This window comes from Aurantibacillus circumpalustris, assembly GCF_029625215.1.
GTDB classification, from domain to species: domain Bacteria; phylum Bacteroidota; class Bacteroidia; order B-17B0; family Aurantibacillaceae; genus Aurantibacillus; species Aurantibacillus circumpalustris.
On the sequence record NZ_CP121197.1, the window covers coordinates 115,404 to 142,201 of the forward strand.

Annotated in this window: 17 protein-coding genes; 8 read left to right on the forward strand and 9 right to left on the reverse strand. The window is 36.3% G+C overall.

The genetic code is table 11. The features are described 5' to 3' along the window. Positions 1–37: 37 nt before the first annotated feature. Together P2086_RS00505 and P2086_RS00510 are read right to left on the reverse strand one after the other, a co-directional pair. Positions 38–3,133: a T9SS type A sorting domain-containing protein gene (locus P2086_RS00505; RefSeq protein ID WP_317898461.1), complete on the reverse strand. Its 3,096-nt coding sequence runs from the start codon at positions 3,131–3,133 to the stop codon at positions 38–40. 196 nt (positions 3,134–3,329) lie between these two features. Next, positions 3,330–6,518: a T9SS type A sorting domain-containing protein gene (locus P2086_RS00510; protein ID WP_317898462.1), complete on the reverse strand. Its 3,189-nt coding sequence runs from the start codon at positions 6,516–6,518 to the stop codon at positions 3,330–3,332. A gap of 312 nt (positions 6,519–6,830) precedes the next feature. Between P2086_RS00510 and P2086_RS00515 the strand changes: the two genes are divergently transcribed. The 4 genes from P2086_RS00515 to P2086_RS00530 all read left to right on the forward strand — a co-directional run bounded on the left by P2086_RS00515 (position 6,831) and on the right by P2086_RS00530 (position 13,111). After that, positions 6,831–7,580 (forward strand): LytR/AlgR family response regulator transcription factor, encoded by a 750-nt coding sequence (locus tag P2086_RS00515; protein ID WP_317898463.1) that lies wholly within the window; start codon positions 6,831–6,833, stop codon positions 7,578–7,580. Between the two features lie 125 nt (positions 7,581–7,705). Then, a complete protein-coding gene (locus P2086_RS00520) occupies positions 7,706–10,624 on the forward strand; it encodes a sensor histidine kinase (protein ID WP_317898464.1) in 2,919 nt (972 codons plus the stop codon). A 359-nt stretch (positions 10,625–10,983) separates the two neighbouring features. Next, a complete protein-coding gene (locus P2086_RS00525) occupies positions 10,984–11,613 on the forward strand; it encodes a T9SS type B sorting domain-containing protein (RefSeq protein WP_317898465.1) in 630 nt (209 codons plus the stop codon). A gap of 85 nt (positions 11,614–11,698) precedes the next feature. Further along, positions 11,699–13,111: a DUF5723 family protein gene (locus P2086_RS00530; RefSeq protein WP_317898466.1), complete on the forward strand. Its 1,413-nt coding sequence runs from the start codon at positions 11,699–11,701 to the stop codon at positions 13,109–13,111. 118 nt (positions 13,112–13,229) lie between these two features. Here P2086_RS00530 and P2086_RS00535 read toward each other — a convergent pair whose 3' ends face one another. From P2086_RS00535 to P2086_RS00555, 5 genes are all read right to left on the reverse strand, one after another. Next, the gene (locus tag P2086_RS00535) at positions 13,230–13,763 is read right to left on the reverse strand and encodes a DUF4199 domain-containing protein (RefSeq protein WP_317898467.1); all 534 of its coding nucleotides are present in this window, start codon (positions 13,761–13,763) and stop codon (positions 13,230–13,232) included. A 1-nt stretch (position 13,764) separates the two neighbouring features. Next, positions 13,765–15,363, reverse strand: coding sequence for a transcription termination factor Rho (gene rho, locus P2086_RS00540; protein WP_317898468.1), 1,599 nt, complete (start codon positions 15,361–15,363; stop codon positions 13,765–13,767). A 242-nt stretch (positions 15,364–15,605) separates the two neighbouring features. Further along, positions 15,606–16,109 carry a DUF1761 domain-containing protein gene (locus tag P2086_RS00545; RefSeq protein WP_317898469.1) on the reverse strand — a complete coding sequence of 168 codons (504 nt, stop codon included), beginning with the start codon at positions 16,107–16,109 and terminating at the stop codon, positions 15,606–15,608. A 68-nt stretch (positions 16,110–16,177) separates the two neighbouring features. Next, positions 16,178–17,179 (reverse strand): proline and serine-rich protein 1 family protein, encoded by a 1,002-nt coding sequence (locus tag P2086_RS00550; RefSeq protein ID WP_317898470.1) that lies wholly within the window; start codon positions 17,177–17,179, stop codon positions 16,178–16,180. 78 nt (positions 17,180–17,257) lie between these two features. Further along, the gene (locus P2086_RS00555) at positions 17,258–18,346 is read right to left on the reverse strand and encodes a mannose-1-phosphate guanylyltransferase (RefSeq protein WP_317898471.1); all 1,089 of its coding nucleotides are present in this window, start codon (positions 18,344–18,346) and stop codon (positions 17,258–17,260) included. Positions 18,347–18,530: 184 nt separating this feature from the next. On the opposite strand from P2086_RS00555, the gene P2086_RS00560 reads away from it, so the two are divergent. From P2086_RS00560 to P2086_RS00575, 4 genes are all read left to right on the forward strand, one after another. After that, positions 18,531–20,420, forward strand: a complete 1,890-nt coding sequence (locus P2086_RS00560; protein WP_317898472.1) for a DEAD/DEAH box helicase — start codon at positions 18,531–18,533, stop codon at positions 20,418–20,420. A gap of 152 nt (positions 20,421–20,572) precedes the next feature. Next, positions 20,573–21,772 (forward strand): pyridoxal phosphate-dependent aminotransferase, encoded by a 1,200-nt coding sequence (locus P2086_RS00565; RefSeq protein ID WP_317898473.1) that lies wholly within the window; start codon positions 20,573–20,575, stop codon positions 21,770–21,772. Between the two features lies 1 nt (position 21,773). Beyond that, a complete protein-coding gene (locus P2086_RS00570) occupies positions 21,774–22,442 on the forward strand; it encodes a GyrI-like domain-containing protein (RefSeq protein ID WP_317898474.1) in 669 nt (222 codons plus the stop codon). Between the two features lie 46 nt (positions 22,443–22,488). Then, complete coding sequence (locus P2086_RS00575) at positions 22,489–23,217, forward strand: rhomboid family intramembrane serine protease (protein WP_317898475.1); 729 nt, start codon at positions 22,489–22,491, stop codon at positions 23,215–23,217. A gap of 1 nt (position 23,218) precedes the next feature. On the opposite strand, the gene P2086_RS00580 is transcribed toward P2086_RS00575, so the two are convergent. Then, positions 23,219–24,745 carry an NAD(P)H-hydrate dehydratase gene (locus tag P2086_RS00580; RefSeq protein WP_317898476.1) on the reverse strand — a complete coding sequence of 509 codons (1,527 nt, stop codon included), beginning with the start codon at positions 24,743–24,745 and terminating at the stop codon, positions 23,219–23,221. A gap of 137 nt (positions 24,746–24,882) precedes the next feature. Further along, positions 24,883–26,760 carry a CocE/NonD family hydrolase gene (locus P2086_RS00585; protein ID WP_317898477.1) on the reverse strand — a complete coding sequence of 626 codons (1,878 nt, stop codon included), beginning with the start codon at positions 26,758–26,760 and terminating at the stop codon, positions 24,883–24,885. Between the last annotated feature and the right edge of the window lie 38 nt (positions 26,761–26,798).

A 26,798-nucleotide genomic window follows, 5' to 3' on the forward strand; every position in this document is an offset into this window, starting at 1 on the left:
ATATTGTTACGGCGTTTTTATTAAGCGATTTGTATGCTTACTTCGTTACCACAATCTTTTGATAAATCTGAAGCCCATCTTTTTGTCCACTCACAAAATAAATTCCTTTTGCAAGATCACTGATGTTCACTTCATAATTATTGTTAGCTGACAAATTAATCACTCTGATTAATTGGCCGAGTTCATTTACTAAACTCAATTTTAAATCGGCGTTCGTTTGAATAGTAAACTTACCATCGTTAGGGTTTGGATAAATGGTTATTCCGTTATTTAAATGACTGAATTCATTTAATCCAGCGCAGCTTGATATTTTCACTTGAACCGTTGCGGTACTGCTACAACCGTTATCATCTGTTCCTGTTACTGTATAATTGGCAGCAGTGCCGTTTGGAGACACTGTAATGGTTGGCCCTGTCATGGTATTATCCCAAGCATAACTTGAGCCTCCGGCTGCCGTAATTTCAACAGATTCTTTTACACAAATAAGCGTTCTTGCGGGAACAGCAGTAATGGTAGGGTTGTAATAAATACCCAAAGCAATGGTTTGTGTTGCAGGACAAATTAAACCGATAGAATTGCTATTGGCTGTAAGGGTGAATACAGATGCTACAGTAAGCGGTATTTGTAAAATTTGATTGGTAATTGGAGTCCCACTACCTGTATGCCAGTTGTATGTACCCAAAACGCCATTACCTCCATTTAGATTAATTAGTCCGCCAGAACAAGTGTTTGTGCTACCACTAATAGTAAGTGTTGGAATAAATACGCTTACTGCAACTGTTTGAGTGTTTTTACAACCTGTACTGGAGTTTGTTCCTTCCACGGTATACATAATAGCACTTGAAGTAAGTGCAATTGGATTTACAACAGCAATAGCAGTTAAAACATTATTAGCATTTGCATCCCAACTGTATGTGCTAGCTCCAAGAGCTGTTAAAGTGGCGCCACCGCCAGAACAGATCAAGGCTTTATTTGATGTTACCGTTAAGTTAGGTTTTGCATAAACTAAAACAACCTGACTAGCACCGGAAGTACAACCAAAAGAATTATCACCTGTTACATTATAAGCAGTAGCAGTTGTTGGAGTATCAGCAATACTGGCTCCAGTAAAAACACCACCACCGGTAGCTGTCCAGTTATAATTAATTCCACCAGTAGCATTAAGGTTAACGGTTTGACCTTCACAGAGTGTTGGTGTGCTCGCAGAAACCGTAATTGTTGGATTTGGATTTGCATTTAAAAACACCGTGGTTGTACTAATACAAGTTCCATCAGAAGCAGCCACTGAATAAACTGAAGGCGCAATAGGACTAACAACAGGACTAGCACCAGTAAAAGTATAAGTTGGAGGTCCAGGAGAGGTCCACATATAAGTTAGCGCACCACCAATGGCAAGCGTTGCAGGTGTTAGCGCACAAACTACGGTTGGAGTTACAATCGCAAAAACAGTTGGTAAAGGATTCGTTTGCAGTGAAAGTACTTGTGTATTAACACATGAAGAATTTGCTTTAGTAATGGTATATGTTGTAGTTCCCAAAACCGGAGTCACAATAAAATTGGCTGTGTTTACCGTTTGTGTGGCACTCGACCAGGTGTAAGAAAGAGCTCCTGTTGCAGAAAGGGTAGAAGAACCCCCAATACAAACTAAACCGGGATTTGCGGTAGGTACATTAACCGGTGTTGGATAAACCGTAACCGGCATAGTAGCAAAAGCTGTACAACTTAAAGCACTTGTTCCAATAACGGTATAAGTTGCCGTTAACGGAGGTGTGAAACCCACACCGTTAGTGATACCGCCAGCACCGCCAGACCAAACATAATTGGTTGCGTTACCCGTTGCAGTTAAAGTGACACTACCGCCAGCACATAAAGTAGAAGTGCTTGTTGCAGGATTAACCGTTGGAAAAGGATGAACTGAAACTGAAGTCACAGCCGTTGTTGTACCACAGCCATTCACACCACTCACAGTATAACTAACTGCTGAAGTGGGAGAAAATACAACTCCGTTGGTTACAGGAATCGCTCCACCTGCCCAATTGTGAACCAAAGCACCATTTGCTGTAAGCATAACTGTTTGTGTTGGACAAATACCTCCACTTGAACTGGCTGTATTGGCAACGGTTAAAACAGGTAAAGATCCATTTACGGTTATTGTAATTGCAGCAGAAGTTGTACAATTAGAAGGACTTGTTGCGGTTAAACTATAAACTGTATTAGACACAGGAGAAACAACAATTGAAGAAGTGGTTGCACCAGTGCTCCATGAGTAATTACTTACCGCGTTAGTTGTGAGAGTAGCTGAATTACCATTACAAATAGCATTGATACTACTGCTCGTTAAGCTTGAAAGTGTAATATTGCATAATTCTGTTATTATAACTCTTCCGTTTCCTGTAACATCAGGATTAGGCACATAACCAGTTTGAGCAGACATGGTAGTTACACCATTAGTTACACCACCGATGTAACCACTACCACCAGAACCAGCATTATTTTGATAGCCACCGCCGCCATACCAACCGCCGCCACCGCCGCCGCCATAAGATGTTGTTATATCTCCACCCTGACCAAATGAGCCAAAAACACCACCAGAACTGCCTGTTTGTGTGCCTGGATAACTTCCACCTCCAGATAAACCACCACCATGTCCAATTAATCCTGAATTTTGATCTCCGCCGCCGCCGCCGGCAACTATACGAACTGCAGATTGGTTACTCACTAAAGCACTTAAAACTCCTGTTGCAGTTGAAATATGAGTAGCGCCACCACCTGCTCGGCCAGTAGAGGCAGCATATCCCATTCCTCCACCATTATATCCTCCAGCTTGCAATCCTGTGGCCGTATATATCGGTGTGCCACCAACTACAATGTATAAAGTAGTAGTGGCTGGCAAATTAAGAGTTCCAGTTGAATACCCACCTATACCAGCTCTTGTGTTACCCGAATTTCCACCATTAGCACCCCACATTTTTATGTCATAAGTACCTGCCTGAAGGGTTAAGGTTTGTATACTTCCTGTGTAATTTAGAGTGTAGGTTGCTTGTGAGTGTGCCACACCCCAAAATACAGTCAATGCAAGTGCAAATAATCCTTGTTTTGCGCTTGATAATAATTTGTAAATCTCTCTTTTCATGCTATTTTTTTTTGGACTTAAATACAATAGGATGACTAAAGTTACTAAATTTTGCTTTAATGGACCATCGATTTTTGATAAAAATTCTCTGCCTCACGTTTGTTTTAACTACTTCAGATTAACAAATTCTGAAAACAGTCTCCATAAAAAAACCTCCAAATTAGGAGGTTTTTTTTATTTAGCTTTCTAAAGCGACTTATTTCGTCACCACAATCTTCTGATAAATCTGAAGACCATCTTTTTGTCCACTCACAAAATAAATTCCTTTTGCAAGATCAATGATGTTTACTTCATGATTATTGGTTGCAGACAGATTTATCACTCTAATGAGTTGACCGAGTTCATTTACTAAACTCAATTTTAAATCGGCATTCGTTTGAATAGTAAACTTGCCATCGTTAGGATTTGGATAAATGATTATTTCGTTATTTAAATTACTTAATTCATTTATTCCAGAGCAGTTTGATATTTTTACCTGAACCGTTGCGGTACTGCTACAACCGTTATCATCTGTTCCTGTTACTGTATAATTTGCAGTAGTGCCAGTTGGAGATACCGTAATGGTTGGTCCTGTCATGGTATTGTTCCAGGCGTAACTGGTAGCTCCGGCCGCTGTAATTCCAACAGATTCTTTTGTGCAAATAAGTGTTCTTGCAGGAACGGCAGTAATGGTAGGATTGTAATAAATACCCAAAGCAATGGTTTGTGTTGCAGGGCAAATTAAACCAACAGAATTGCTATTGGCAGTAAGGGTGAATACGGATGCTACCGTAAGCGGCATCTGTAAAGTTTGATTGGTAATTGGAGTACCACTACCTGTATGCCAGTTGTATGTACCCAAAACTCCGTTACCCGCGGTTAAATTAATTAGTCCACCAGAACAAGTGTTTGTGCTACCATTAATTGTAAGTGTAGGAACAAAAACGCCTACCGATACTGTCTGAGTATTTTTACAACCTGTGCTGGAATTTGTTCCTTCAACAGTGTACATTACAGCACTGGAAGTAAGTGCCGTTGGATTTACCACAGCTATGGGAGTTAAAACATTATTGGCATTGGCATCCCAACTAAATGTACTAGCTCCTGAAGCTGTTAAAGTTGCAGAGCTACCTGAGCATATTAATATTTTATTTGAACTTGCTGTTACAATAGGTTTAGGGTAAACTAAAACAACTTGATTAGCAGAAGAAGTGCAACCAAAAGAGTTACTACCCGAAACGTTGTAAGCAGTTGCAGTCGTAGGAGTGTGAACAATACTTGATCCTGTATAAGTAGCTCCACCGGTAAGAGTCCAATTATAATTAAGTCCGCCATTCGCGTTCAGTGTTACTGTTTCACCTTCACACAATGAAGGTGTACTTGCTGTAGCCGTAATTGTTGGATTCGGATTTGCATTTAAAAATACAGTAGTTGTATTAATACAAGTTCCATCAGAAGCAGCCACAGTATAAATTGAAGGAGCAACGGGACTTGTAATAGGACTGGCACCAGTAAAGGTATAAGATGGTGGTCCAGGTGAAGTCCATGTATAAGTGAGGGCGCCACCAACTGCAAGTGTTGCAGGAGATAGTGCACAAACCACAGTTGGTGTTACAATAGCAAAAATGCTAGGTAATGGATTTGTTACAACCGTGATTATTTGCGTATTATAACAGGTAGAGTTTGCCTTTGTAATAGTATATGTTGTGTTTCCTACAACGGGTGTTACAATAAAATTAGCTGTGTTTACTGTTTGACTAGAGCTCGTCCAGGTATAATTGGCAGCACCTGTTGCAGAAAGCGTTGAAGAACCACCTATACAAATTAAGCCAGGATTTGCTGTTGGAGGATTGATAGGTGTTGGATAAACCGTAACTGGAATCGTGGCTGAAGCCGTACAACTTAAGGCACTCGTTCCAATAACAGTATAAGTGGCCGTTAAGGGTGGACTAAAGCCAACGCCATTAGAAATACCACCAACGCCACCAGACCATGCATAAGCGGTTGCGTTACCTGTTGCTGTTAGTGTTACGCTATTGCCTGAACATATTGAAGCGCTGCTGGCAACCGGATTAACTGTTGGGAATGGATGAATGGATACACTAATAGCTGCGGTAGCAGTACCACAAGCATTACCGCCTGTAACCGTATACACATTTGTTCCAATTGGTGCAAAAGCCACGCCGTTGGTTACTCCACCTGTCCAAGTATAGGAAGTCGCTCCGCCACCATTTAAGGTAAGCGTTTTACCGGGGCAAGCACCAGCGGTACCATTACTACTATTTGCCGTTACGGTTGGTGTATTATTAACAGTAACAGTTATAGCACTATTGGCAATACAACCAAATGAATTTGTACCCGAAACAGAATACGTTGCATTCGCTGAAGGAGCTACAGTTATGCTGTTTGAGTTAGATGTAGTACTCCAGGTATATGTTGTATTTCCGGTAGCGGTTAAAGAAGCTGTTGAGCCAACACAAATAGAGTTATTTCCAACAACTGTTATGGTAGAAGGGCTAACAACGGTTGTTTGTGTAGATAAACAACTCGTTCCTGGCGTAAATCGGTACATCTCATTTGTGGCAGACCAATTTGTTGTTGAGTTACGACCTGCAACGGCGTACCATGCTGATCCATTAATATTCTCAATACCCATGGTATGATTACCACCATCAGTTATCATTGAAGTGGTATGTATTTCAATAACATTTGTCGATTCATATAATTGCAATTGTGCAGTAAGCGCACCGCCTCCACTTCCAAAGTGAGGAACGTTGTTAAAATTAACCAGCAATATTCTGTTTGGAGCTATTCCAACAGTTGCATAAGATATTGTTCCACCTACCCCAGGATTAAAATCTTCCCAGGTTAAAGTAATTAAGTCATTAGGAGTATTCGTGTTAGGCCATAATTCGCCAGAGCAACATCCGTTGGCACCACCATTATATGAAAAGGTTATAAACCCGTTAGAGCTAATGTAAAAAGTAGAATACGTATTACAGAAAAACTTAAAGTTAAAACCAATTGACAGTGCATTTGCGGTTACTTGATCATCAGATAATACAACACTGGTCGGTGTTTCTGGACCAGTTGTTACTGTTGGCATCGGAAGGGGATTATACCAAGTAGTGCCCGTACCCCCTGTTATCGCATAGGTAGGTGAGCAAATTGAATATGTTACGGTATGCACGCCCGGCCCAGCAATTGAGGGATTAAAAGCTGAATTTACAACACCTGGCCCTGCGAATGTTCCGCCGGTTGCCGTTGTTGTTAAAGCAGTTGTAGCCGAATTCGTGCAATAATTCGCATTTAAGCCGGTAAAGCTACATTGTGCAAACATTACATATGCATTCGAAATTAATGCCACCGCCAAAAGTAACGTTCTGTTGTAAAGTTTTTTCATCATAAAGTTTAATTAATAATTAACTGATTTTTTTCCTCGATTTAATCAAATTTAGGAAATTTTAAGTTACAGTTTGCAAAAAATCAGTAAAATCTGATTAAAAATCCATTAGACTTCGAAAATTTATTTTTATCCGGTCATACTGCTTAAAATAGAACAAATTGTTGAGTTTTATTAGGGTAAACCTCATCAATTGAGTCCCGTTATATGCTTTTTCTACACCGCTCCCTCATTCAAAAAGCAGTTTTGCTAAGTCGGAATTTTTGTATTAATTTAATACTTAGTTTTAACGAAATTGTTTAACTTAACATTATCATGCAAAAATACAGGGCAGTAATAATCGACGACGAGGAAGATAGCAGAAGTAATACCCGCAATATGATTCAAAACTATTGTGAAGAAATTGAAATTGTTGGTGAAGCGGACAATGGTCCAGATGGGAAAAAGAAAATTCAGGAATTAAAACCGCATGTAGTCTTTTTAGACATTAATATGCCGGGCATGAATGGCTTCCAAATGTTGGAAGGAATTTATAACCGTGATTTTCAAGTTGTATTCTTAACTGCTTACAGCGAACATGGCATCACAGCAGTAAAAGCAGGTGCAACAGATTATCTTCTAAAACCACTTATGTTGAATGAGCTACAAGGCGCCATTCGTAAAGTTGTACAACATTATGAATCTAAAGGTGCTCCATCAGGGGCTTCCAAACCTGAAGAAAATAAAAATCTTGTATTAATTAACCACAGTAAAGGATTTACCCTGGTAGATTTTCGTGATATTATTTGGCTTGAAGCCAGTGATAACTATACAAACCTTTATTTAAACGGACAAAAGAAAATTATTGCAAGTAAAACGCTTAAGGAATTTGAAACTATACTACCGGATCAAGATTTTTTCAGAATTCACCGTTCAGCCCTTATTAATATTCACTACATGAAAGAATATACAAATAACGAAGGCGGCGAAGTCATCTTGAGTGAAGGAACACATGTACAGGTAAGTAAAGCTCGCACACAAGAGTTTGCTGAGTTTATTAAGTCTCGATCTGTTTCTCCTAAATAAATTATTTAATTCTTAAATATGAAGCCCGTTTTACGGGCTTTTCGTATTTTTATACTTTGCTCAATGGTTTTTTCAAACGTATTAAAACCTTAAATGCAAAAGATAAAATTGACACATTACTATTTTTGGACTTTATAAGACCATATTTAATTGTTTTACTTTTTGCATTAAGCGCAAATCTGTATTCCCAAACGCCATCCTTTAATTTTCAAAAATTAGGAAGTGAAGACGGCTTAAACAATGCCAATATCTTTAATATTGAACAGCACCAAAACGGACTGATGTATTTTACCACGCAAAATGGTATTTATTATTACGACGGCTATAGCTTTAACAAACTGGATATTGATAGTTTAAAAAGCAATGCTCTCATAAATGTCTCTATTAAAAATAACGATGAGCTTTATCTTTCATTGCGTGAAGACGGTCTCGCTAATTTTAATCTCAAAACAAAAGAATTCACGTTCGATCCTAAATTAAGAATTAAAGAAAATAATGCAGATAATATCGTTCTTACTGATGACTATGCTTACCTGTTAACTTCTGAGATTAAAATTGTAATTGTAGATCTTAAAAACGGAAAAATTATTCCCGATGATCTCAAAAAAAAGGACATTATGAATCGTCCGTTTTGTATTTACAAAACAAAAAACGGGGGTGTTTTAATTGGCAGGAGTGACGGTATATATGATGCAACAAATGGAAAACAAATTCGTTTAGAGGTTTTAAAAAACAATACCATACATTCCATAACACAAACAAAAGAAGGGAAATTAGTAGTTGGTACTTCGAGTAAAATTTTTATAATTCAAAACAACAAAATTGAAAGCGAAATAAAGCCAGTTTACGAAACTAAAAACAACACTTTCCAATTAAGTGGAGAGCGCCCAATTGGCAACATTATTGCAGACGAATACGGCCGAATTTGGTTTACCTCCTACCCGCACGAAAATCTTTATTTGCTTGAAAACAATCGTGTATATGATGTTTTCGAAGCTTTAGATATTCAGCCTGCATTAATTAATTGCATTTACAAGGATGAAAATCAAAATATTTGGATCGGAACCTATAACGACGGCGTGTATTACATTCATAATCCATTTTTTAATTCACTAAGCTTTTCATTCAATAATAAAAATCTCAATATACATCAAGTTTTTTTGAGCAATAATTTATTGGTTGCTGCAACCAGCAATGGATTGTATGGTTTAAATCTGTCAGATGGTAAAACAAAAATCTTATCAAAACCCGACGAAATATTTTTAGAACCGGTTAGCAGTATCACAGAGTTTGATGGTATATTCTATTATGCCAAACGTAACCAAATGAACATGATTCAATCCATGATTTTTGACTCTAAAAACAATTACATCTTTAAACCGGTTATCGCACGACAATATTATCCAATTAACAAGGATGAAAGTGTTGTTGCCGATTGGGATAACGCGAATATTTTACTTTGTAATTTAGATGCGACCAAAACACTCGACACACTAATTTCTTTCCCCGATTATCGTATTTCAATTAATGCATTCCTAAAAAAGGATAATCTGCTCTACATTGGAACTAGTAACGGTCTTTATGTTTACGATTTTAAAAGCAAACGAAATAAAAATTTAGTCAGGAACGAATTAAATTTCAACATCAATGATGTAGCAATTATCAACAATAAGCTATATGCTGCGCATGAAGCAGGTATTACAGATGTTTATGACGGAAAACTAATTCAACAGGTTGGGAAATTTCGTTTGAACACCGTGAAAAAAATTAAACAATATAATGATCAAATTTGGCTTGCTACTCTTGATGGAATTTATGTCTGCGACAAAAATTTAGTTCCTCTAAAAACGCTTAATAAATCAAATGGGCTGCTTTCAAACTCCATCAACGATATTACCTTTAACGATCAAACAGTAAGTATTGCTACTGCAAGAGGAGTCTCTACTGCCGAATTTAAAGATATCATTCGCTTTAACTCCACTTTAAAACCGGTTACCCTTAATACAATAAGTTCTAACGGAAGTGTGTATGGCGCAGGCAAATCTGAATACAAATTTACCGCCAGTCAGGAAAACATTTCTATCAATTTCTTTAGTCCATTGTTCAACAAACCAAACAAACAGTTTTTTAAATGGCGCATTGACGGGAGTGATTGGAAATATTTTAACAACCCCACGTTTGACGTTACTTTAACTGGCGGTTCACATCTTATTGAAATATCGGCTTCGGCTGATAACATTTCCTGGAGTGAAAACACACTAGTGCATATTGAAAAAGAACAAAAACTTACTGAAAAACAATCCATCTATTGGTTAATTACTTTAGGAAGTTTATCACTCATTCTGCTTATTAGTTTTGTTTGGATAAGACGTGTAAAAATAAAAGCGCGCAAACGTTTAAAAGATGAACAACAAGTAAACCTGTTAAAACACCAGGCTATGAACTCTCTTTTAAGTCCTCATTTTATTTTTAATTCTTTAACCTCCATTCAAAATTACATTAATACAAACAAGGGTCTGCAAGCCAGCGAATACCTTGCTAAGTTCTCACGCTTAATAAGAATGATTATTGAAAAGGCTGCACAAAGTGATATTTCTTTGCATGATGAATTATCTCGTTTAACTTATTATCTGGAATTGGAAAAAGAAAGATTTAAAAATAAATTCGATTATGTAATAAATATAGACGATAACATTAAGACGCACGAAATTCAAATTCCTAATATGATTATTCAACCCTTTGTTGAGAATTGTATTATACATGGTATTTTACCTAAACAGGAACATGGAGAACTTATCATTTCATTTAAAACAAAAGGTAACCGTAAATTTTTAATAACCATTGAAGATAATGGAATTGGCTTGATTAAAGCAAGTGAACACGCAAAAACAGGACATAAATCTTTAGGAACAAGTACTATCAATAATATTCTTGAGATTAACTCGAAACTTTCGGGAAAAAAACAAAAAGTCACCATGATTGATAAATCAACACTGGATGAAAATACAAATGGAACTCTCATTACTATAGAACTCGAATTATAAAAAAAACTATCACATATTTATTTATACTCCTAAGTGTTTTATCTTTTTCACAAAAAATAAATCTGCTGAGTGACTCTCTTGGCTTCTGTCAAGGAGACAGCGCTTTTGTTGAGGTCAAACATTCTATTGAGAATATTACATCCATAACATGGACTACCCCATCGGGTATTATTACCAACACTAAAAAAGTTAGAGCACAAAAACCGGGAAAATATTTTGTAAAAATCACCTCACAACAATTTTCTTTACCAATATACGATAGTAGTATTGTAACTATTTATCCTAAACCAAAATTAGTATTAAGAGATACCATTATTTGTAAAGGTCAGTCCATTATTTTGGATGCAAAAAACCCCGGGATGCATTACTTATGGAATACCTTCGAAACAACACAAAAAATTAAAATTACTAATCCCGGAAGGTATTGGGTTGCCCTCATTAATGGAAGCTGCAATACTGTGGATACTGTTTACATAAAACCATTGCAAGGGAGTGGTGTTGTGTTAAACCGAGAGGCTACTTTTTGCATGAATGAAGAAATTAGAACCATAAGTATTAAGGTAAACCCAGGTACAAAAATTCAGTGGAGCACGGGTTCTACGTCAGCAAGCATTTATGTTATAAAGGAGGGAAATTATTGGGTGAAAACAGAAATGAATAACTGCGGGGCACAAATAGATACTATTAAAGTAAAATTAAAAGTATGCGAATGCGAAATGATGATTCCAAATAGTTTTACACCCAATGAAGATAACCGCAATGACTATTTTTTTCCCATTGCCCAATGCGATTATTCTTATTACATGATGACGATTACGGATCGCTGGGGAAATACAGTGTTTACAACAAACAATATAGCTGGCAGATGGGATGGTAGATTTAAAGGTAATTTATGTCCGGAAGATATTTACATTTTTAAAATTGAAAGTACTGAAAAAGGTAGCGATAAAAAACTCATTCGAAACGGTCATATCTCTTTATTCAGATGAGTAGACTTTATTACCCATACATTAATACATTCCATTTCAAACGTATTTTGTATCTTTAAGTTATCGGTTACTTGAATCCAATGAAATGAGAACTCTATTACATTTCTTTTTGTTATTTCTAGCGAGTTTTACGCTTTACGCTCAGGAAAGGTTAGGCATTACAAATAGCAATTATTACAGTACGGCAAACATTCAATTAAATCCATCATCGAGTGTAGATTCAAGAACCTATATGCAATTGCATTTAGCTGGGGTAAACATTTATGCGAAAACCAATTTCGCTTACCTTCCTAATTTTAATATTAAACAAATCGCCAATCCACCAGAACCAATTAGAACGGAAGGAACTAATAAAAAATTTTTATACGTGAACGGATCTGCAGAAGCTCTCTCGTTTGTTATGAGCAAAAGAACTTACGGCTTTGGTTTTTTTGTTAGAGCCAGAACAGTACTCGACATGAGAGGGGTTTCTTATGAGTTGGCCTCTGCCTTGTTAAACGGACAAGGTTTTTCGAGTGTTGTTGATCGAAGTCTTTTAGGTCAAAAATTAAAAAACGCAAAATTTAGTCACATGTCTTGGGCTGAATATGGAATCAATCTTGGCAAAATTATCAAACGAGAACAGGATATTTTAATCACTGTGGGAACAAATTTAAAATACCTTACCGGAATTAATATTATTTATGCCAACATTCTTGAGTTTGATAGTTATAACGATGGGAATGGCGCTTTTGGTGTAAACAATCTTGATGCTAAAATTTTAAGAAATAAATCAAAATGGAACTCAGGTAAAGGATTTGGATTAGATCTCGGCATCACCTATAAAATAATGGAGGGTTACGTTGATAAATATTATGCCAATTCAAAACTATCGAATTGCGACTACGTGGACTATAAATGCAAAATAGCTCTTTCACTAAGAGATCTCGGTTTTATAAATTTCAAAGGTGCTAATACCGACACCCGAGTGAAAGGTTCAGGATTCTTCGATCCCTATCATTCCGACACTTCTTTTGTAGATGCATTAGGATACAATTTTCAAAACACAACAGTACAAGGTAACCCAATCTTAGCAAGTCTGCCAACGGCATTAACAGGTCAATTTGATTATAATTTTGATAACTCCATTTATTTGAATTTTACTTTAGTCAAAAACCTCGTGCCTACGCGCATAACCGGAGTACCAAGTCCCGATCTATTTTCTATTTGTCCACGCATAGAATTTAAACAATTTGAGTTTGCATTGCCGCTAACATTTCAAAAATTTATTTACCCTCAACTTGGTTTTGGTTTAAGATTTAGAAGTTTTGTTGTTGGTATGGACAATATGTTCCCATTATTTTTAACACGGAATACCAATGGCTTTAATGTTTATTGCAGTCTTGCTATTTCCTTATTCAGGAACCCTGCTTGTAACACTAAAAGAATGAGTGTATCAAAATGCCCAAGCTATAGAAAGACAGGCAAAAATAAAGCAAAAAAAAGAAAACATTTTTAGTTCGAAAAAGCTATGTCGATTTTTTCGCCACAAATGACACTAATTTATTTTGTGAAATTCGTGTAATTAGTGGCTTTCTTTCAGGGGCCTGTCCATGTATCTTACAACGGGTAGTTAATTAATTCACGAGTTTTTGATCGCGCTTCATAATTATAGAAGCAGCAAATGCTCCAGATAATCCAATAAATAATAATGGAATTATTTTTCCGGTAGTTGCTCTAAAGGCCGAAAGTGTAGCGATCTGCTCATTTATTATTCTTGGAAAATCGTCAACTTTTATTTTGTCTGGATTTTTAACTTGCTGAACTTTTAAAATTTCAAGGTATTCAGAACTGTTATAGTACTTGATAAATTCGTCTGCCTTCCAATTGAATTCTACATAATTATAAACGCTGGTTATGATTAATCCAATAGCAAGAACCGTGAGGCCAATACGCATGCCCTCTTTCGCTCCAATGTATCCACCGTGATCTTTTTCTCGAACATGGTAAATAGCAAGAAAGAAAAAAGGAATAATTAAAAACACTGCAGTAATGATGGAATAATAAAATCCAAATTTACTAAACATATTATCGCTTAAAACGATATAAAGTTTAAAAACAATAACTACTAGCGAATAAAATAAACCGTAAAGAAGTGCTTTTTTGTTCATCTTAACCGTTCATACTAATTAGAAATTCTTCATTAGTTTGGCTGCGACGCAATCTATCGAGTAAAAACTCCATCGCTTCTTGCGGATTCATATCACCTAAATGTTTACGAAGTACCCATAAGCGCGTTAAGGTTTCTTTATCAATTAATAAATCATCTCTACGTGTTGATGACGCCAAAAGATCGATAGCAGGATAAATTCTACGGTTAGATAATTTTCTATCTAACTGCAATTCCATGTTACCTGTTCCTTTAAATTCTTCAAATATTACCTCGTCCATTTTTGATCCGGTCTCTGTTAAAGCAGTGGCAATAATGGTTAAAGATCCGCCATTTTCTACTTTACGTGCAGCACCAAAAAAACGTTTTGGTTTGTGAAGCGCATTAGCATCCACACCTCCGGTTAATACCTTTCCACTTGCTGGTGATACTGTATTGTAAGCACGTGCTAAACGTGTTATACTATCTAATAAAATAACCACATCGTGACCACACTCAACCATACGTTTTGCTTTTTCAAGAACGATGTTGGCAATCTTCACATGTTTTTCTGCAGGTTCATCAAATGTACTAGAGATAACTTCGGCTTTAACGCTACGCGCCATATCGGTTACCTCTTCAGGACGTTCATCAATTAAAAGAATAATTAAATAAACTTCTGGATGATTATAAGCAATTGCATTTGCTATGTCTTTTAATAAAACTGTTTTACCCGTTTTAGGCTGAGCAACAATTAAACCACGTTGACCTTTACCAATAGGTGAGAAAAGATCCATAACACGTGTACTCATGTTTTCCTGAGGATGTCCGGTTAGCTTTAATTTCTCATAAGGAAATAATGGTGTTAAGTAATCAAAAATCACGCGGTCACGCACAAACGATGGGTCACGGCCGTTGATTTGATCAACTTTAATTAATGGAAAATATTTTTCGCCTTCTTTTGGCGGACGTACCCCACCTTTAACAACATCACCTGGTTTTAAACCAAACAATTTAATTTGTGATTGAGAAACGTAAACATCATCAGGAGAATTGAGGTAATCGTAATCGGAGCTTCTCATAAAACCGTAGCCATCAGGCATAATTTCTAGCACTCCAGTTACAAAAACGATATTGTCAAAATTGTAATAAACTTTTTCTGGTTTTTTTTCAGGTGCAGGTTCTTGTTCTTCTTTCTGCATTCCCTGCACGCCATTGTCTTCTTCTTGTTGTGCATCTGCAGATCCGGCATTTACTATCTCTTCACTTGTTGCTGCTGCTTCTGCCTCCACTGCTACTTTCACTTCAGCAACTTCCTGAACAGAATCCTCTTCATTAGCAGAGCTAATAGTTGCGTTTACAACTTCCTCATTTATCGGTTCAAGTTTAACCTTGCGAGGACGTTTTTCTTTTTGTTCTTTATTTTCTTTCACTTCTTTTTGTTCTTTTTTAGGAAATTTTTCCATGATATTTTTTGTGAGTTCGTTGTTTTCATTTTGAGCATCAACTATTTTTAAGATCAGGTCTCCTTTAGACAAACCTTTACTTTCTATAGAAAAAGCTTTTGCAATTTCTTTTAATTCGGGTAGGGCTCTACCACTTAAGTCAATAACTTCAAACATAGAGCGGATACTTGTAATACTAATTTCGGACGTTTTTTATTTTTTTGATTGATTGTCAGCCGTAAGAAAATTCGACTGTTATAATACTAGGCAATATTAGCGAAAAAAGTTCAATCAGCAAATAAAAAAGAAAATAATTTTAAACTATTTAAATAAAAAAAATCCCCGCCTTCTATTAAACAGAAAACGAGGATAAATAATTAACTGATAAAAAAGAACTTCTAGCGAAAAGTCAAAGAATTTTAAACTTGTGTAAATGCACAGATAATGCCGCCCATTAAAGCCATGCAAACTACCCAGTATCCAGCATTAATAGCAACATATTTAAATGATTTACGCTCGAATAAAGCTGGTACGCCAATAATTGGAAAGGCAAGCATGATCCCTGCGAAGGTGCCATGAAATGCTCCATGCTTAAACGTTCGGTAACTTGTACCATAAAGCTCGGTGAATTTCGCGAGTAGTGTCATCGACTCTGAATTAGGATCTCCTGAGTCTGGTTGATGCGTCAAAAGTGCATTAACATGAACCTGATGGACTACCAGCATGGTCATAACAACTGCCACAAAAAAAGACAATAAAATGGTTAGACCAAAAATCAAACCCATATTTGCATTTTTTCCATCTTCTTCGGTTATTCCCGTGGCAACCATCCAGGCTTTACCAAACCCAATTTTTGGATTGTACCAAACAAATCCAATAACTAATGGCACCAAAGTGGCGCCTAATAATACTACTATATTCATGATTTATAAATTAAGAATTATATCAAATATAATAGATTGGATGTAAAAATCAAACTCAGTTTTTGAGTTTACTTGGTTAAAAACGCGTTGAGTTCCTCGGTAGTTGTGCTGAACGAAAACACTTCGCCCACCTGATAATAGTTCGATTTATCCACGCAATAATCATAAGCATACTTTGCATAAGTAAGTTTATCACCGTCCATGCTAAATAGTTTTGTAATTACTTTTATCTGATCCACAGAAAGGCACGCGTTCTTCGTTGCGACTTTAGCGGTACTCATTTTGGTGTCTGAGAATGGCTTTGACTCTACCGCTTCTTTTATCTTATTAAAATTAGCCTGACTCATAGCCGCTCTGCATCCATAAGAAAAGTTTTTATTCGTATTAGTTTTGATATTCGAATTGGTATTATTGTGCTTCTTTGCTTCAGAATCATGTCCACTGCCAGAATGATGCCCCCTATTATAAGTGGACGAAGCACTACTATTTCGAGTAGTTTTCGAATGTGACGCGTCAGTTCTCGTGGCATTTGGATCATTTGCATTTACAGTCATGTTAATATCCGGCATACTAATATTGATAGAAACATTGGTCGGGGATGTATTGCCCGAATTACTTTGTGTAACGGTTGACGAGGAATTGTTGTTATAAGAATATCCATCGCCTGTTTTCGGTTCTTCAGAAGTAGAATTTTCCGCCGTATTATATTGTACTTCTTTCACGGTAACTGTCGACTCATTTAAGGGAACACTTCCAAAATACCGCAATTTTAACTGGTTCTTCGCATCCCTTTTTATGCGCGCCGTATGCTCGAAATTAGGTTCTAGCGCCATAGTTTGTTTTAATTGAGGCAAACTTTTATTTTCAAATTCAATTCGCAAACTTATGTTCGGGGAAATGTTTGACATTTTTAAATTTGTCTCAGGTATATTGTTTTGTTTCACACCATTAACAAAAACGTAGAAGGCATCGCCATCTTCTGAGAAGACAATAAGATTAACATTAGACTGACTATAAGAGAAGAATGCAGATAAGAATAAAACAACCAAAATACTTATTCGTTTTTTCATGATATATTATTTTTAATGATAATTCTCAAAAACTGAGCCAAAAAATTTAGTCAGGAGTTAACAGATGTTAAGTACAAACTAAACGAATTTTTCGCCTTTACTCACTTTTACATCGTTTACAAAATTACGAATCTGTTGTTCGTCCTGTTTTTTGCAAATCATTAATACACCTTCACTTTCAACAACAATGTAGTCTTCTAAACCTTGAAGCACAACTAATTTATCTTTTGGAACTTGAACGATACAATTGTTGCAATCATAGGTAATAATATTTTTACCTACTAAAGCGTTGTTCTTATCATCCTTCTTAATTTGCGTGTACAAACTTCCCCACGTTCCAAGATCACTCCAACCAAAAATACTTGAACGTACATAAACATTCTTTGCTTTTTCCATCACACTGTAATCAATCGAAATATTTTTGCAGGTGGCATAAGCTCGGTTAACAAATTCTTTTTCTTTATCTGTATTATAAAAATCCCAACCTTCTTTAAAAACATTAGCCAACTCAGGATCATGTTTTTCCATGGCGCTTATAATGCTTTCTGTGCTCCAAATAAAAATACCTGAGTTCCACAAAAAGTCACCACTATCCATAAAAAAGTTAGCCATTTCGGCATCAGGTTTTTCGGTAAAGGTTTTTACTTTATTAATGCGTTTATCTTTTTCTTCAACATCACTTTTAATAAATTGAATGTAACCATAACCTGTATCAGGACGTGTTGGTTTAATGCCAAGCGTTATCAGACAGTCTTGTTGTTTGGCTTTATCAAAACACGACTTTATTGCTTTTACAAATGTATCTTCCTTTTTCACGAGATGATCACTCGGGGCAACTAAAGTAATGGCTTTTGGATCGCGTTTATGTATTTTATAGGAGGCGTAGGCAATGCAAGGCGCCGTGTTTTTTCGTGCTGACTCACATAAAATATTTTCCTTTAATAGTTTTGGTAGTTGCTCAGCAACCAGTTTTTCATAAGCGTTACTGGTTACCACGAAAATATTTTCTATTGGGCAAGTTTGAGCAACACGATCATACGTTTGCTGTAATAAGGTCTGACCAGTTCCTAATATATCCAAAAACTGCTTGGGGTGCTGTGTAGTGCTCATTGGCCAAAAACGAGTGCCAACCCCTCCTGCCATTATAATTGCGTAGTGATGTTTCATAAAAACGTCCACAAAAGTAAAAAATAAAGCGAGGATATTCTTCGAAAAAGATTCGATAGTGTTAATTTAGATAAAAAGCGTATATTTGCACCCTTAATCTTAAAATTATCTCGCCCATTTTGTCGGCTCGAAGCATTAAAGCGGGATTTTCTAAGGCTTTAATGTATAATTTAAAATTTAAAAAATGACTTTTCAAGAATTAGGTCTCAACAGCGACCTATTAAAAGCTGTTACTGACCTTGGGTTCGTTAATCCTACGCCCATACAAGAACAAACTATTGCCCTATTGGGAAAAGAAAAAACAGATCTAGTAGCTTTAGCGCAAACTGGTACTGGTAAAACGGCTGCTTTTGGTTTGCCCATGTTAAACAGAATCGACTGTGATAACAAAACCGTTCAAGCGCTTATTTTAGCTCCTACCCGTGAGTTATGTGTACAAATCACAAACGACATTAAAAATTACGGTAAATATTTAAAAGGATTTGGTGTAACTGCTATTTATGGTGGTGCCCGAATTGATGGACAAATTAAAGACATTAAACGTGGTGTACAGGTAGTTGCTGCAACTCCTGGGCGTTTAATTGACATGATTGAGCGTCGTGTGATTAATTTAAGCACTGTTCAAGTGGTTATTTTAGATGAGGCGGACGAAATGTTGAACATGGGTTTTAAAGATGATTTAGATATTATCTTAAAAGAAACGCCCAAAGAAAAAAACACTTGGTTGTTTAGCGCAACTATGCCTAAAGAAGTTGAGCGTATCGCGCGTACTTATATGAGCAAGCCTGTTGAATTAACAACTGGTAAGAAAAATGAAGGTGCAGATAATTTAGAACACATCTATTACATGGTTAGTCCACGCGATAGATATTTAGCTCTAAAACGTGTTGCCGATTTTTATCCTGAAATTTTTGGAATTGTATTTTGTCGTACGAAAGCAGAAACGCAAGAAGTTGCTGATTCGCTTATTAAAGACGGATACAGCGCTGATGCTTTACATGGTGATCTTTCACAAAGTCAACGTGATTTTGTAATGAAACGTTTCCGTAGCAAAACTTTACAAATGTTGGTGGCTACCGATGTAGCTGCTCGTGGTATTGATGTTAACAACGTAACACACGTTATTAATTACAATTTACCGGAAGATGTTGAGAATTATACGCACCGTACAGGTAGAACTGCTCGTGCTGGTAAGTCTGGTATTGCTATTGCAATTATTACTCCAAAAGACAGTGGTAAGGTAAAAGACATCGAACGTATTATTAAAAAGAAATTCGAAAAGAAAGATGTTCCTAACGGTTTAGAGGTTTGCGAAAAACAACTTTTTAACCTGGTTCATAAATTACATAACGTTGAAGTAAAAGATGATGAAATTGAAAGCTTCTTACCTGCTATCTACGAAGAATTAAAAGACCTTTCTAAAGAAGAAATCATTAAACGTGTAATTAGTGAAGAGTTTAACCGTTTCCATGAATATTATGATAATGCTCCTGATCTTAACATCGTAAAAGGTGCTGTTGACGGTGCTTTCGGAAACAGCAGAACAACGCGTTTCTTTGTAAACATGGGTGCTTTAGACGGATTTAACATCAATAGTTTGAAAGACTTTTTAGCGGATGCTGTAAAATTACAACAGCGTATGGTATTTAATGTAGATGTAAAAAGTAGCTTCTCGTTTTTTGAAACAGAAAGCAAATTAGTAGATACATTCTTAGCATTAAATTCTCAAGATCTTGAATTCAACAACCGGAAAATTTCATTAGAGGTGAGTAACCGCAAAATGAAAGAAGGCGGAAGAAGCAGCGATAGTCGTGGTGGTGGAAGAAGCGGTGGCGGTGGCTACAAAGGTGGTAGTCGTGATGGCGGATTCAGAGAGAAACGTGAAGGTGGTTTCAGAGAAAAACGCGAAGGTGGTTTTGGTGGTGGCGAAAAACGCGAAGGCGGCGGTGGATTCGGTGGCGGTGAAAAACGCGATGGGAAACGTCCTAGAAAATCAGGAAGTTTTAACGGACCAGATCGCGATAAATCTTCTTTTGCAGAAAAGAAAAAAGGTTTCGGTAAGAGTAAATTCTAGTTAGAATTAGTGAGCGGCTCTCGCAAGTGAAAAGATTCTTATTCTTTTTGTTTGTGAGAGCCGCTTTTTTGTGCCTAAAAACGAAAGATATTAATGGCTAATATTCTCAGCCTTTATTTTATATTTGTAGCCTAATTACAATAAAAAAGAACATGCCAACTATCTCACAAAAAGCAACAGCCATGCCGGCTTCTCCAATTCGTAAACTTGTGCCATTTGCAGAGGCTGCAAAAAAGAGAGGAACAAAAATTTATCACTTAAATATTGGTCAACCTGATATTGAAACACCAGATACATTTTTGAATGCGGTTAAAAACGCTGATATGAAGATTGTGGAGTATAGTCACAGTGCAGGTAATGAAAGTTACCGCAGAAAATTATGTGGTTATTATCAGGAGTATAATATTAATGTGGATCAAAACGACATCATCATTACCTGTGGTGGTAGTGAAGCCATTGAAATAGCTTTGCTTACCTGTTTTAATCCGGGTGATGAAATAATTATCCCTGAACCTTTTTACGCCAACTACAATGGCTTTAGCAGAGCAGCTGATGTAATCGTGAAGCCGGTTGCCAGCAGTATTGATACTGGTTTTGCTTTACCTTCGATTGAAGATTTTGAAAAACAAATTACTCCTAAAACAAAAGGGATCATGATTTGTAATCCTGGCAATCCAACCGGACGTCTTTATACAAAAGAAGAACTAGAAGCATTAAGCATTTTAGTAAAAAAGTATGATCTTTTTTTGTTGAGCGATGAAGTGTACCGTGAATTTTGTTATGATGGAATGGAATATGTGAGTGTGATGCATTTAGCGGGGATTGAGAATAATGTGGTTCTTTTAGATTCTATTAGTAAACGTTACAGTGCTTGTGGCGCACGTATTGGAGCCATGGTGAGCAAAAATAAAGAAATCATGGCTGCCGCAATAAAATTTGCACAAGCAAGATTAAGTCCCCCGACTTATGGACAGATTGGTGCAGAGGCAGCATTGGATACACCTAAATCCTACTTCACTGCCGTAAATAAAGAATACGTGAGCAGAAGAGATTACATTACCGAAGCATTAAATAACATAGAAGGTGTTTATTCACCGAAACCGAGTGGAGCTTTTTACTGTATTGCAAGATTACCAATTGATAATGCAGATAAATTTTGTCAATGGTTACTAGAGTCGTTTAATTTTAATTCCGAAACGGTTATGCTTGCTCCAGCAACAGGATTTTATTCTACACCCGGCGCCGGATTTAACGAAGTGCGTATTGCCTACGTTTTAAAAATTGAAGATCTAAAAGCGGCTATGACATGTTTAGAAGAAGGTTTAAAAGTTTATCCAGGTAGAACAATTTAAGATGCTGAAAACAAAAATAGCTTTTGCGACACTTGCTTTATTTATAGGGTTTACTCGTTGTACTTCTGAATCTCAACAAGAATCAAAAGCAGAAACGAAACAACTTATAACGCAAGTTGTTCCAGAAGTAAAAATAACAGATACCACTACTTTTCAGAATGATCTATACAATTACCCAAGTACAACAGGCGCTTTAGGTGTATTTGATGTCCCTGAAATGTTGGTATTGAGTTTGATTGATTCGGCCAATTCAAAGGAGATGTCTACCAGACTTGTAAAAAATTACGCTTTACTAGAAGAAGATCTTAACTTCATTCATGCGGAATTGAACGGACCAGTTGGTATGCTCACGTACAATAACAATGTAAATAATTTTGTATTTGAAAGTGTTTTGTTTATTAAAAAAATGCCAAAAGTGCAGCCCAAACGTTCTAAAATTGTAATACTAGAAGCCTCTCCCATGTTGGTGTATAATTTTTACGGGTCATACCAAAATTTATTTAGCGCCTACGAGCAAATTAAACGCTACTGCAATAAAAATGATTTGATGCAAACAGGACCCATGCGCGAATTTTATATAACTGATCCGGAAAAAGAAAAAGATGTAAGTAAATGGCTAACACGTATCATGTTGCCAGTTATTTCTATGCGCAAGAAACCGACATCCTAAGTTTTTTTAACCTTGTTCTAAAATTAATTTTTCGCAATTTTAATAGGTGAAAAATTATTTAGTTAAACAGGTATTCAGCACATTATTTTATCCTCTACTTTTTGTTTTGGTAATGTGGTTTGTATTTCTTTTGCAGAATACCATTCAATTCAACTTTCTAAAACTCGGTGTATTGCCTCGTAATAGCTTAGGTCTATTAGGAATCATCACTTCTGTTTTTGTTCATGGTGATATTAAGCACATTGCTTCTAACACACTTCCTATTCTTGCTCTTGGAATGATGTTGTTTTATTTCTATAAAAAAATTGCCCTACCAGTTTTCTTTTGGCTTTGGTTAATTAGTGGTATGTGGTTATGGATAGGCGGAAGAAGTAGTGACAGTTATCCAACTTATCACATTGGCGCAAGTACATTAGTATATGGACTTGCAGCGTTTTTATTTTTTAGTGGTTTGTTTCGAAGACACTTACGTTTAATGGTAGTTTCTGCCTTAGTTGTTTTTTTATATGGAGGAATAGTTTGGGGAATTTTCCCTATTAAACAAGAAATAAGTTGGGAAGGACATTTGTTTGGAATGATTGCTGGGATTTTAATTGCGTTTAATTATCGAAAAGAAGGTCCGCAACGCCGCGTGTATCAATGGGAAGAAGAGGAAGACGATGATGATCAAGATCAACCCTGGAATATTCAACCTGCTGAAGAAGTGAATGCTCCTCAAAATCCAAGTGAGGATATTAAAATAACCTACACCTATAAAGAAAAAGAGAAAGAATAAATTAGTCTTCCAACTTTTTAAACGCCCGTGGCAACATTTCTATCACATCACTTATCAAAAGACTTTCCGCACTTTTTTTCTTTACACATAAATCAGCGGCATAACCGTGAATAAAAGTTCCTATTAAAGCCGATTGCGGGGCATTGTATCCGCGAGCTAGCAAACCTAAAATAATTCCCGTTAAAGCATCGCCGCTACCACCCTTAGCCAATCCAGGATTTCCACTCGAATTAAAAAACACATTTCCATCAGGCATACAAATAGCAGTATGAGCACTCTTTAAAATTAAAATGCAATTATACTTTAAAGAAAAATGTTTTGCTGCTTTTAATCGTTCGAAATCGTCGGTGTGTTTTTCGGTGAGACGTTCAAATTCTTTTGGATGCGGAGTTAATATGGTTCCCGGTTGTAAAAAATTTAACCAGGTTTTATTCTCTGAGAGAATATTTAAGCCGTCGGCATCAACTATTAATTTACCAGTGTAATATTGAAGAATTTTTTTAAACGCTGTTTGTGTGTCAATATGCGTGCCCGTACCAGGACCAAAAGCAATGGCATCAAAGAGTTCTGGTTTATCTATTTCAGAAATAAAAGCCAAATTTGGATCCACGCTGCTCATCGCTTCTGGCAGATGAGTGAGTAAAGCAGTTACAGTTTCTTTGTTTGAATGTAAGGTCAATAAACCAGCGCCACTTCTTAAACAGGCTCTCGAAGCAATAAGGCCAGCACCACTTTTTCCAATACTACCAGCTAATAAGAGGGCGTGGCCAAAAGTGCCCTTATGCGAAAATTTAGACCGTGGTTTTAACAAAGAAGAAATTTCTTGCCTGGTGATGTAATAAAAATTGCTTGCCTGAAGTTCAATTCCGGCTCGACTTAAACCAATATCCAGAATCTCAAACTCAGGAACATATTTTTTATTTTCGGCGAACAAAAAAGAAATTTTTGGAAACTGAAAGGTAAGTGTTAAGGAAGATTGAATAATTGTTTTATTTTCTGAAGAACTTTTATCGACGTACAAACCACTCGGAACATCAATGCTAATGATCTTAGAAAAATTATCATTGATAATTTGTATAACCTCTTCCAACAGACCTTCAACAGGTTTATTAATTCCTGTTCCTACTAGTGCGTCAACTATTAAAACATCCGTATTATTCTTTTCCCCCGAGATCAATTGTTTAAATTCTTCCAATGAGTGGATTTCATGAATACGGATAGGGAATTTTTCTTTTAATTGATTGAAGTTGGTTTGCGCATCTTCACTGAATGTTTTTTTATAGTCAACTATAATAGCTTTTACAGTAAACCCCTGTATACTCAACAAACGTGCTATTGCTAATCCATCACCACCATTATTTCCCTTTCCACAAACGATCCAAAACTCCGAATTGATATCCGCTAGTTTTAATAATCTGCTCACACATGACCTTGCAGCGCGTTCCATTAAATCGATCGATTTTACAGGTTCGTGTTCAATGGTATATTGATCTAATTCTTTTGTTTTTTCTGCACTCAGAATTTTCATAAAAATTTTAATTTTTTAGGTGCACTTATCACAGTCTTTTCCGTCACCTTGGTTCTTTTTTTTCGGTATCCAAAATTTAAATACCAGGTAAACCAGTGCTGAAGCAAGTAAAACGTATGTGATAATTTGCTGTAACATTAGTTTGGCAAAATTGGTAAAATGATAGATGATTCGTTTGCTGCTTGATGGTATACTTTTATGTCGCTGCTAATAAAATCTTTGTCATCGCAAGTATAAATATTGGTAAATGTCTGTGGATTGCGATCAAACAAAGGAAACCAGCTACTTTGAATTTGAATCATTAATTTATGTCCTTTTTTAAAAGTATGCGAAACATCTGGTAAAGTGAATTTTACGGTTTCAATTTGGTCAGGGTTAAACGCTTCAGGCTTTTCAAAACTGTTTCTATATTTTCCTCTCATAATTTCTCCTCGCACTAACATTTGATAACCGGCCATTTCTGCTTCATTTTTAATTCCTTGGCAACACACAGATGTATCATAAGAAAAATCGTTGGGAAAAACATCAATGATCTTAACAATAAAATCTGCATCTGTGCTAGAAATAGTTACTTTAAGATCTGCAACAACAGGACCAGCAAGCGTTAAATCGTTTACGAGAATTCCAGTTTCAAATACCAATACGTCAGGACGTCGTGCAGCAAAACGTTGATCGTCTATCATGTATTCACGTGTGCGTTTAATCTGCACACCTTCTGCGTAAGGCACAGGTTTTGAAGGATCGCTGGTGTATTTAGAAAATGAGTTAGAAGAACTTGGTGCAATAAAAGACAAAGCATGATTCGCACTGAGATAAATAGATTTGTATTCTACATTTTTTGCCGGCCAGAAATCAAACATTCTCCATTTATTTTCACCCGTAAAAAAAATGCTCGCTTCAGAAATTGTTTTTTCATTTCCTTTTCCTTTTAAATAATAATTAAAAAAAGGGGTTTCAATATTGTCATGATAATAAGAGGAAGTTTTACTTTCAAATCTCACACTTCCAAAATAACTTCCATCAGAACGGTTCCAACCACCATGAAACCAGGGTCCCATTACCAGTTTATTATTAGTTGTTGGCGATTGTTTTTCAATAGCTTTGTATAAATTCCATGCACCGTAACAATCTTCCGCATCGAAATTTCCCCCAACAACCAATACTGCCGGTTTTATATTCTTTGCAACATTTCTCGCGTTTCTTGCTTTCCAAAATTCATCATAGTTAGGGTGCGCAACGAGTTCATTCCAAAATTCAATACTATCACCGATGAGCTTTGTGAAATTTTTTACAGCACCATTTCTGAGAAAAAAATTGTAATCGTCCTTTTCTAGAAAATTATAACCTTTTGAACTTAACGGAGTAGGTTTAGGTCTGGGCTTACCAAAGCCCGAATAAAATGCAAAGGCATCAGCCATGGCAAAGGCACCGTTGTGGTGAAAGTCATCTCCTAAAAACCATTCTGTAACTGGTGCTTGCGGACTAACCGCCTTTAAAGCTGGATGTCCACTTAAAGCTGCCATAGTGCTGTAAAATCCCGGATAGGAAATTCCTAACACACCAATGTTGCCATTGTTATTGGAAATATTTTTAATCAGCCAATCAAATGAATCGTAACTGTCACTAGACTCGTCAATATCTTTTTTAGTTTTTTTGTTTTCTATAAAAGGGCGAACATCCATAAATTTTCCTTCACTCATGTAACATCCACGTACATCTTGCATTACAATGATGTAATTCTCTTTTACATAGTGAGAATAATGTGTTATGAGGTAAGAAGAAAATCGATTTGCTCCATAAGGTTTGAGAGAATAAGGTGTTCTTACCATTAAAATAGGATGTTTTTCAGTATTACTTTTGGGAGCGTAAACACTGGTAAAAAGTTTAATACCATCACGCATGGGAATTTGAACTTCCTGTTTTGTGTAGTTTTTTGCAAGCCAAACTGTATCAACCACTTGTGATTTTGAAAAAAAGAAGGTAAAAAGTAAAAGGGATAAAAGGAGTTTTGTCATAACGTGCTATTTTACTGGTGTTCATGTAAAAGTAATGG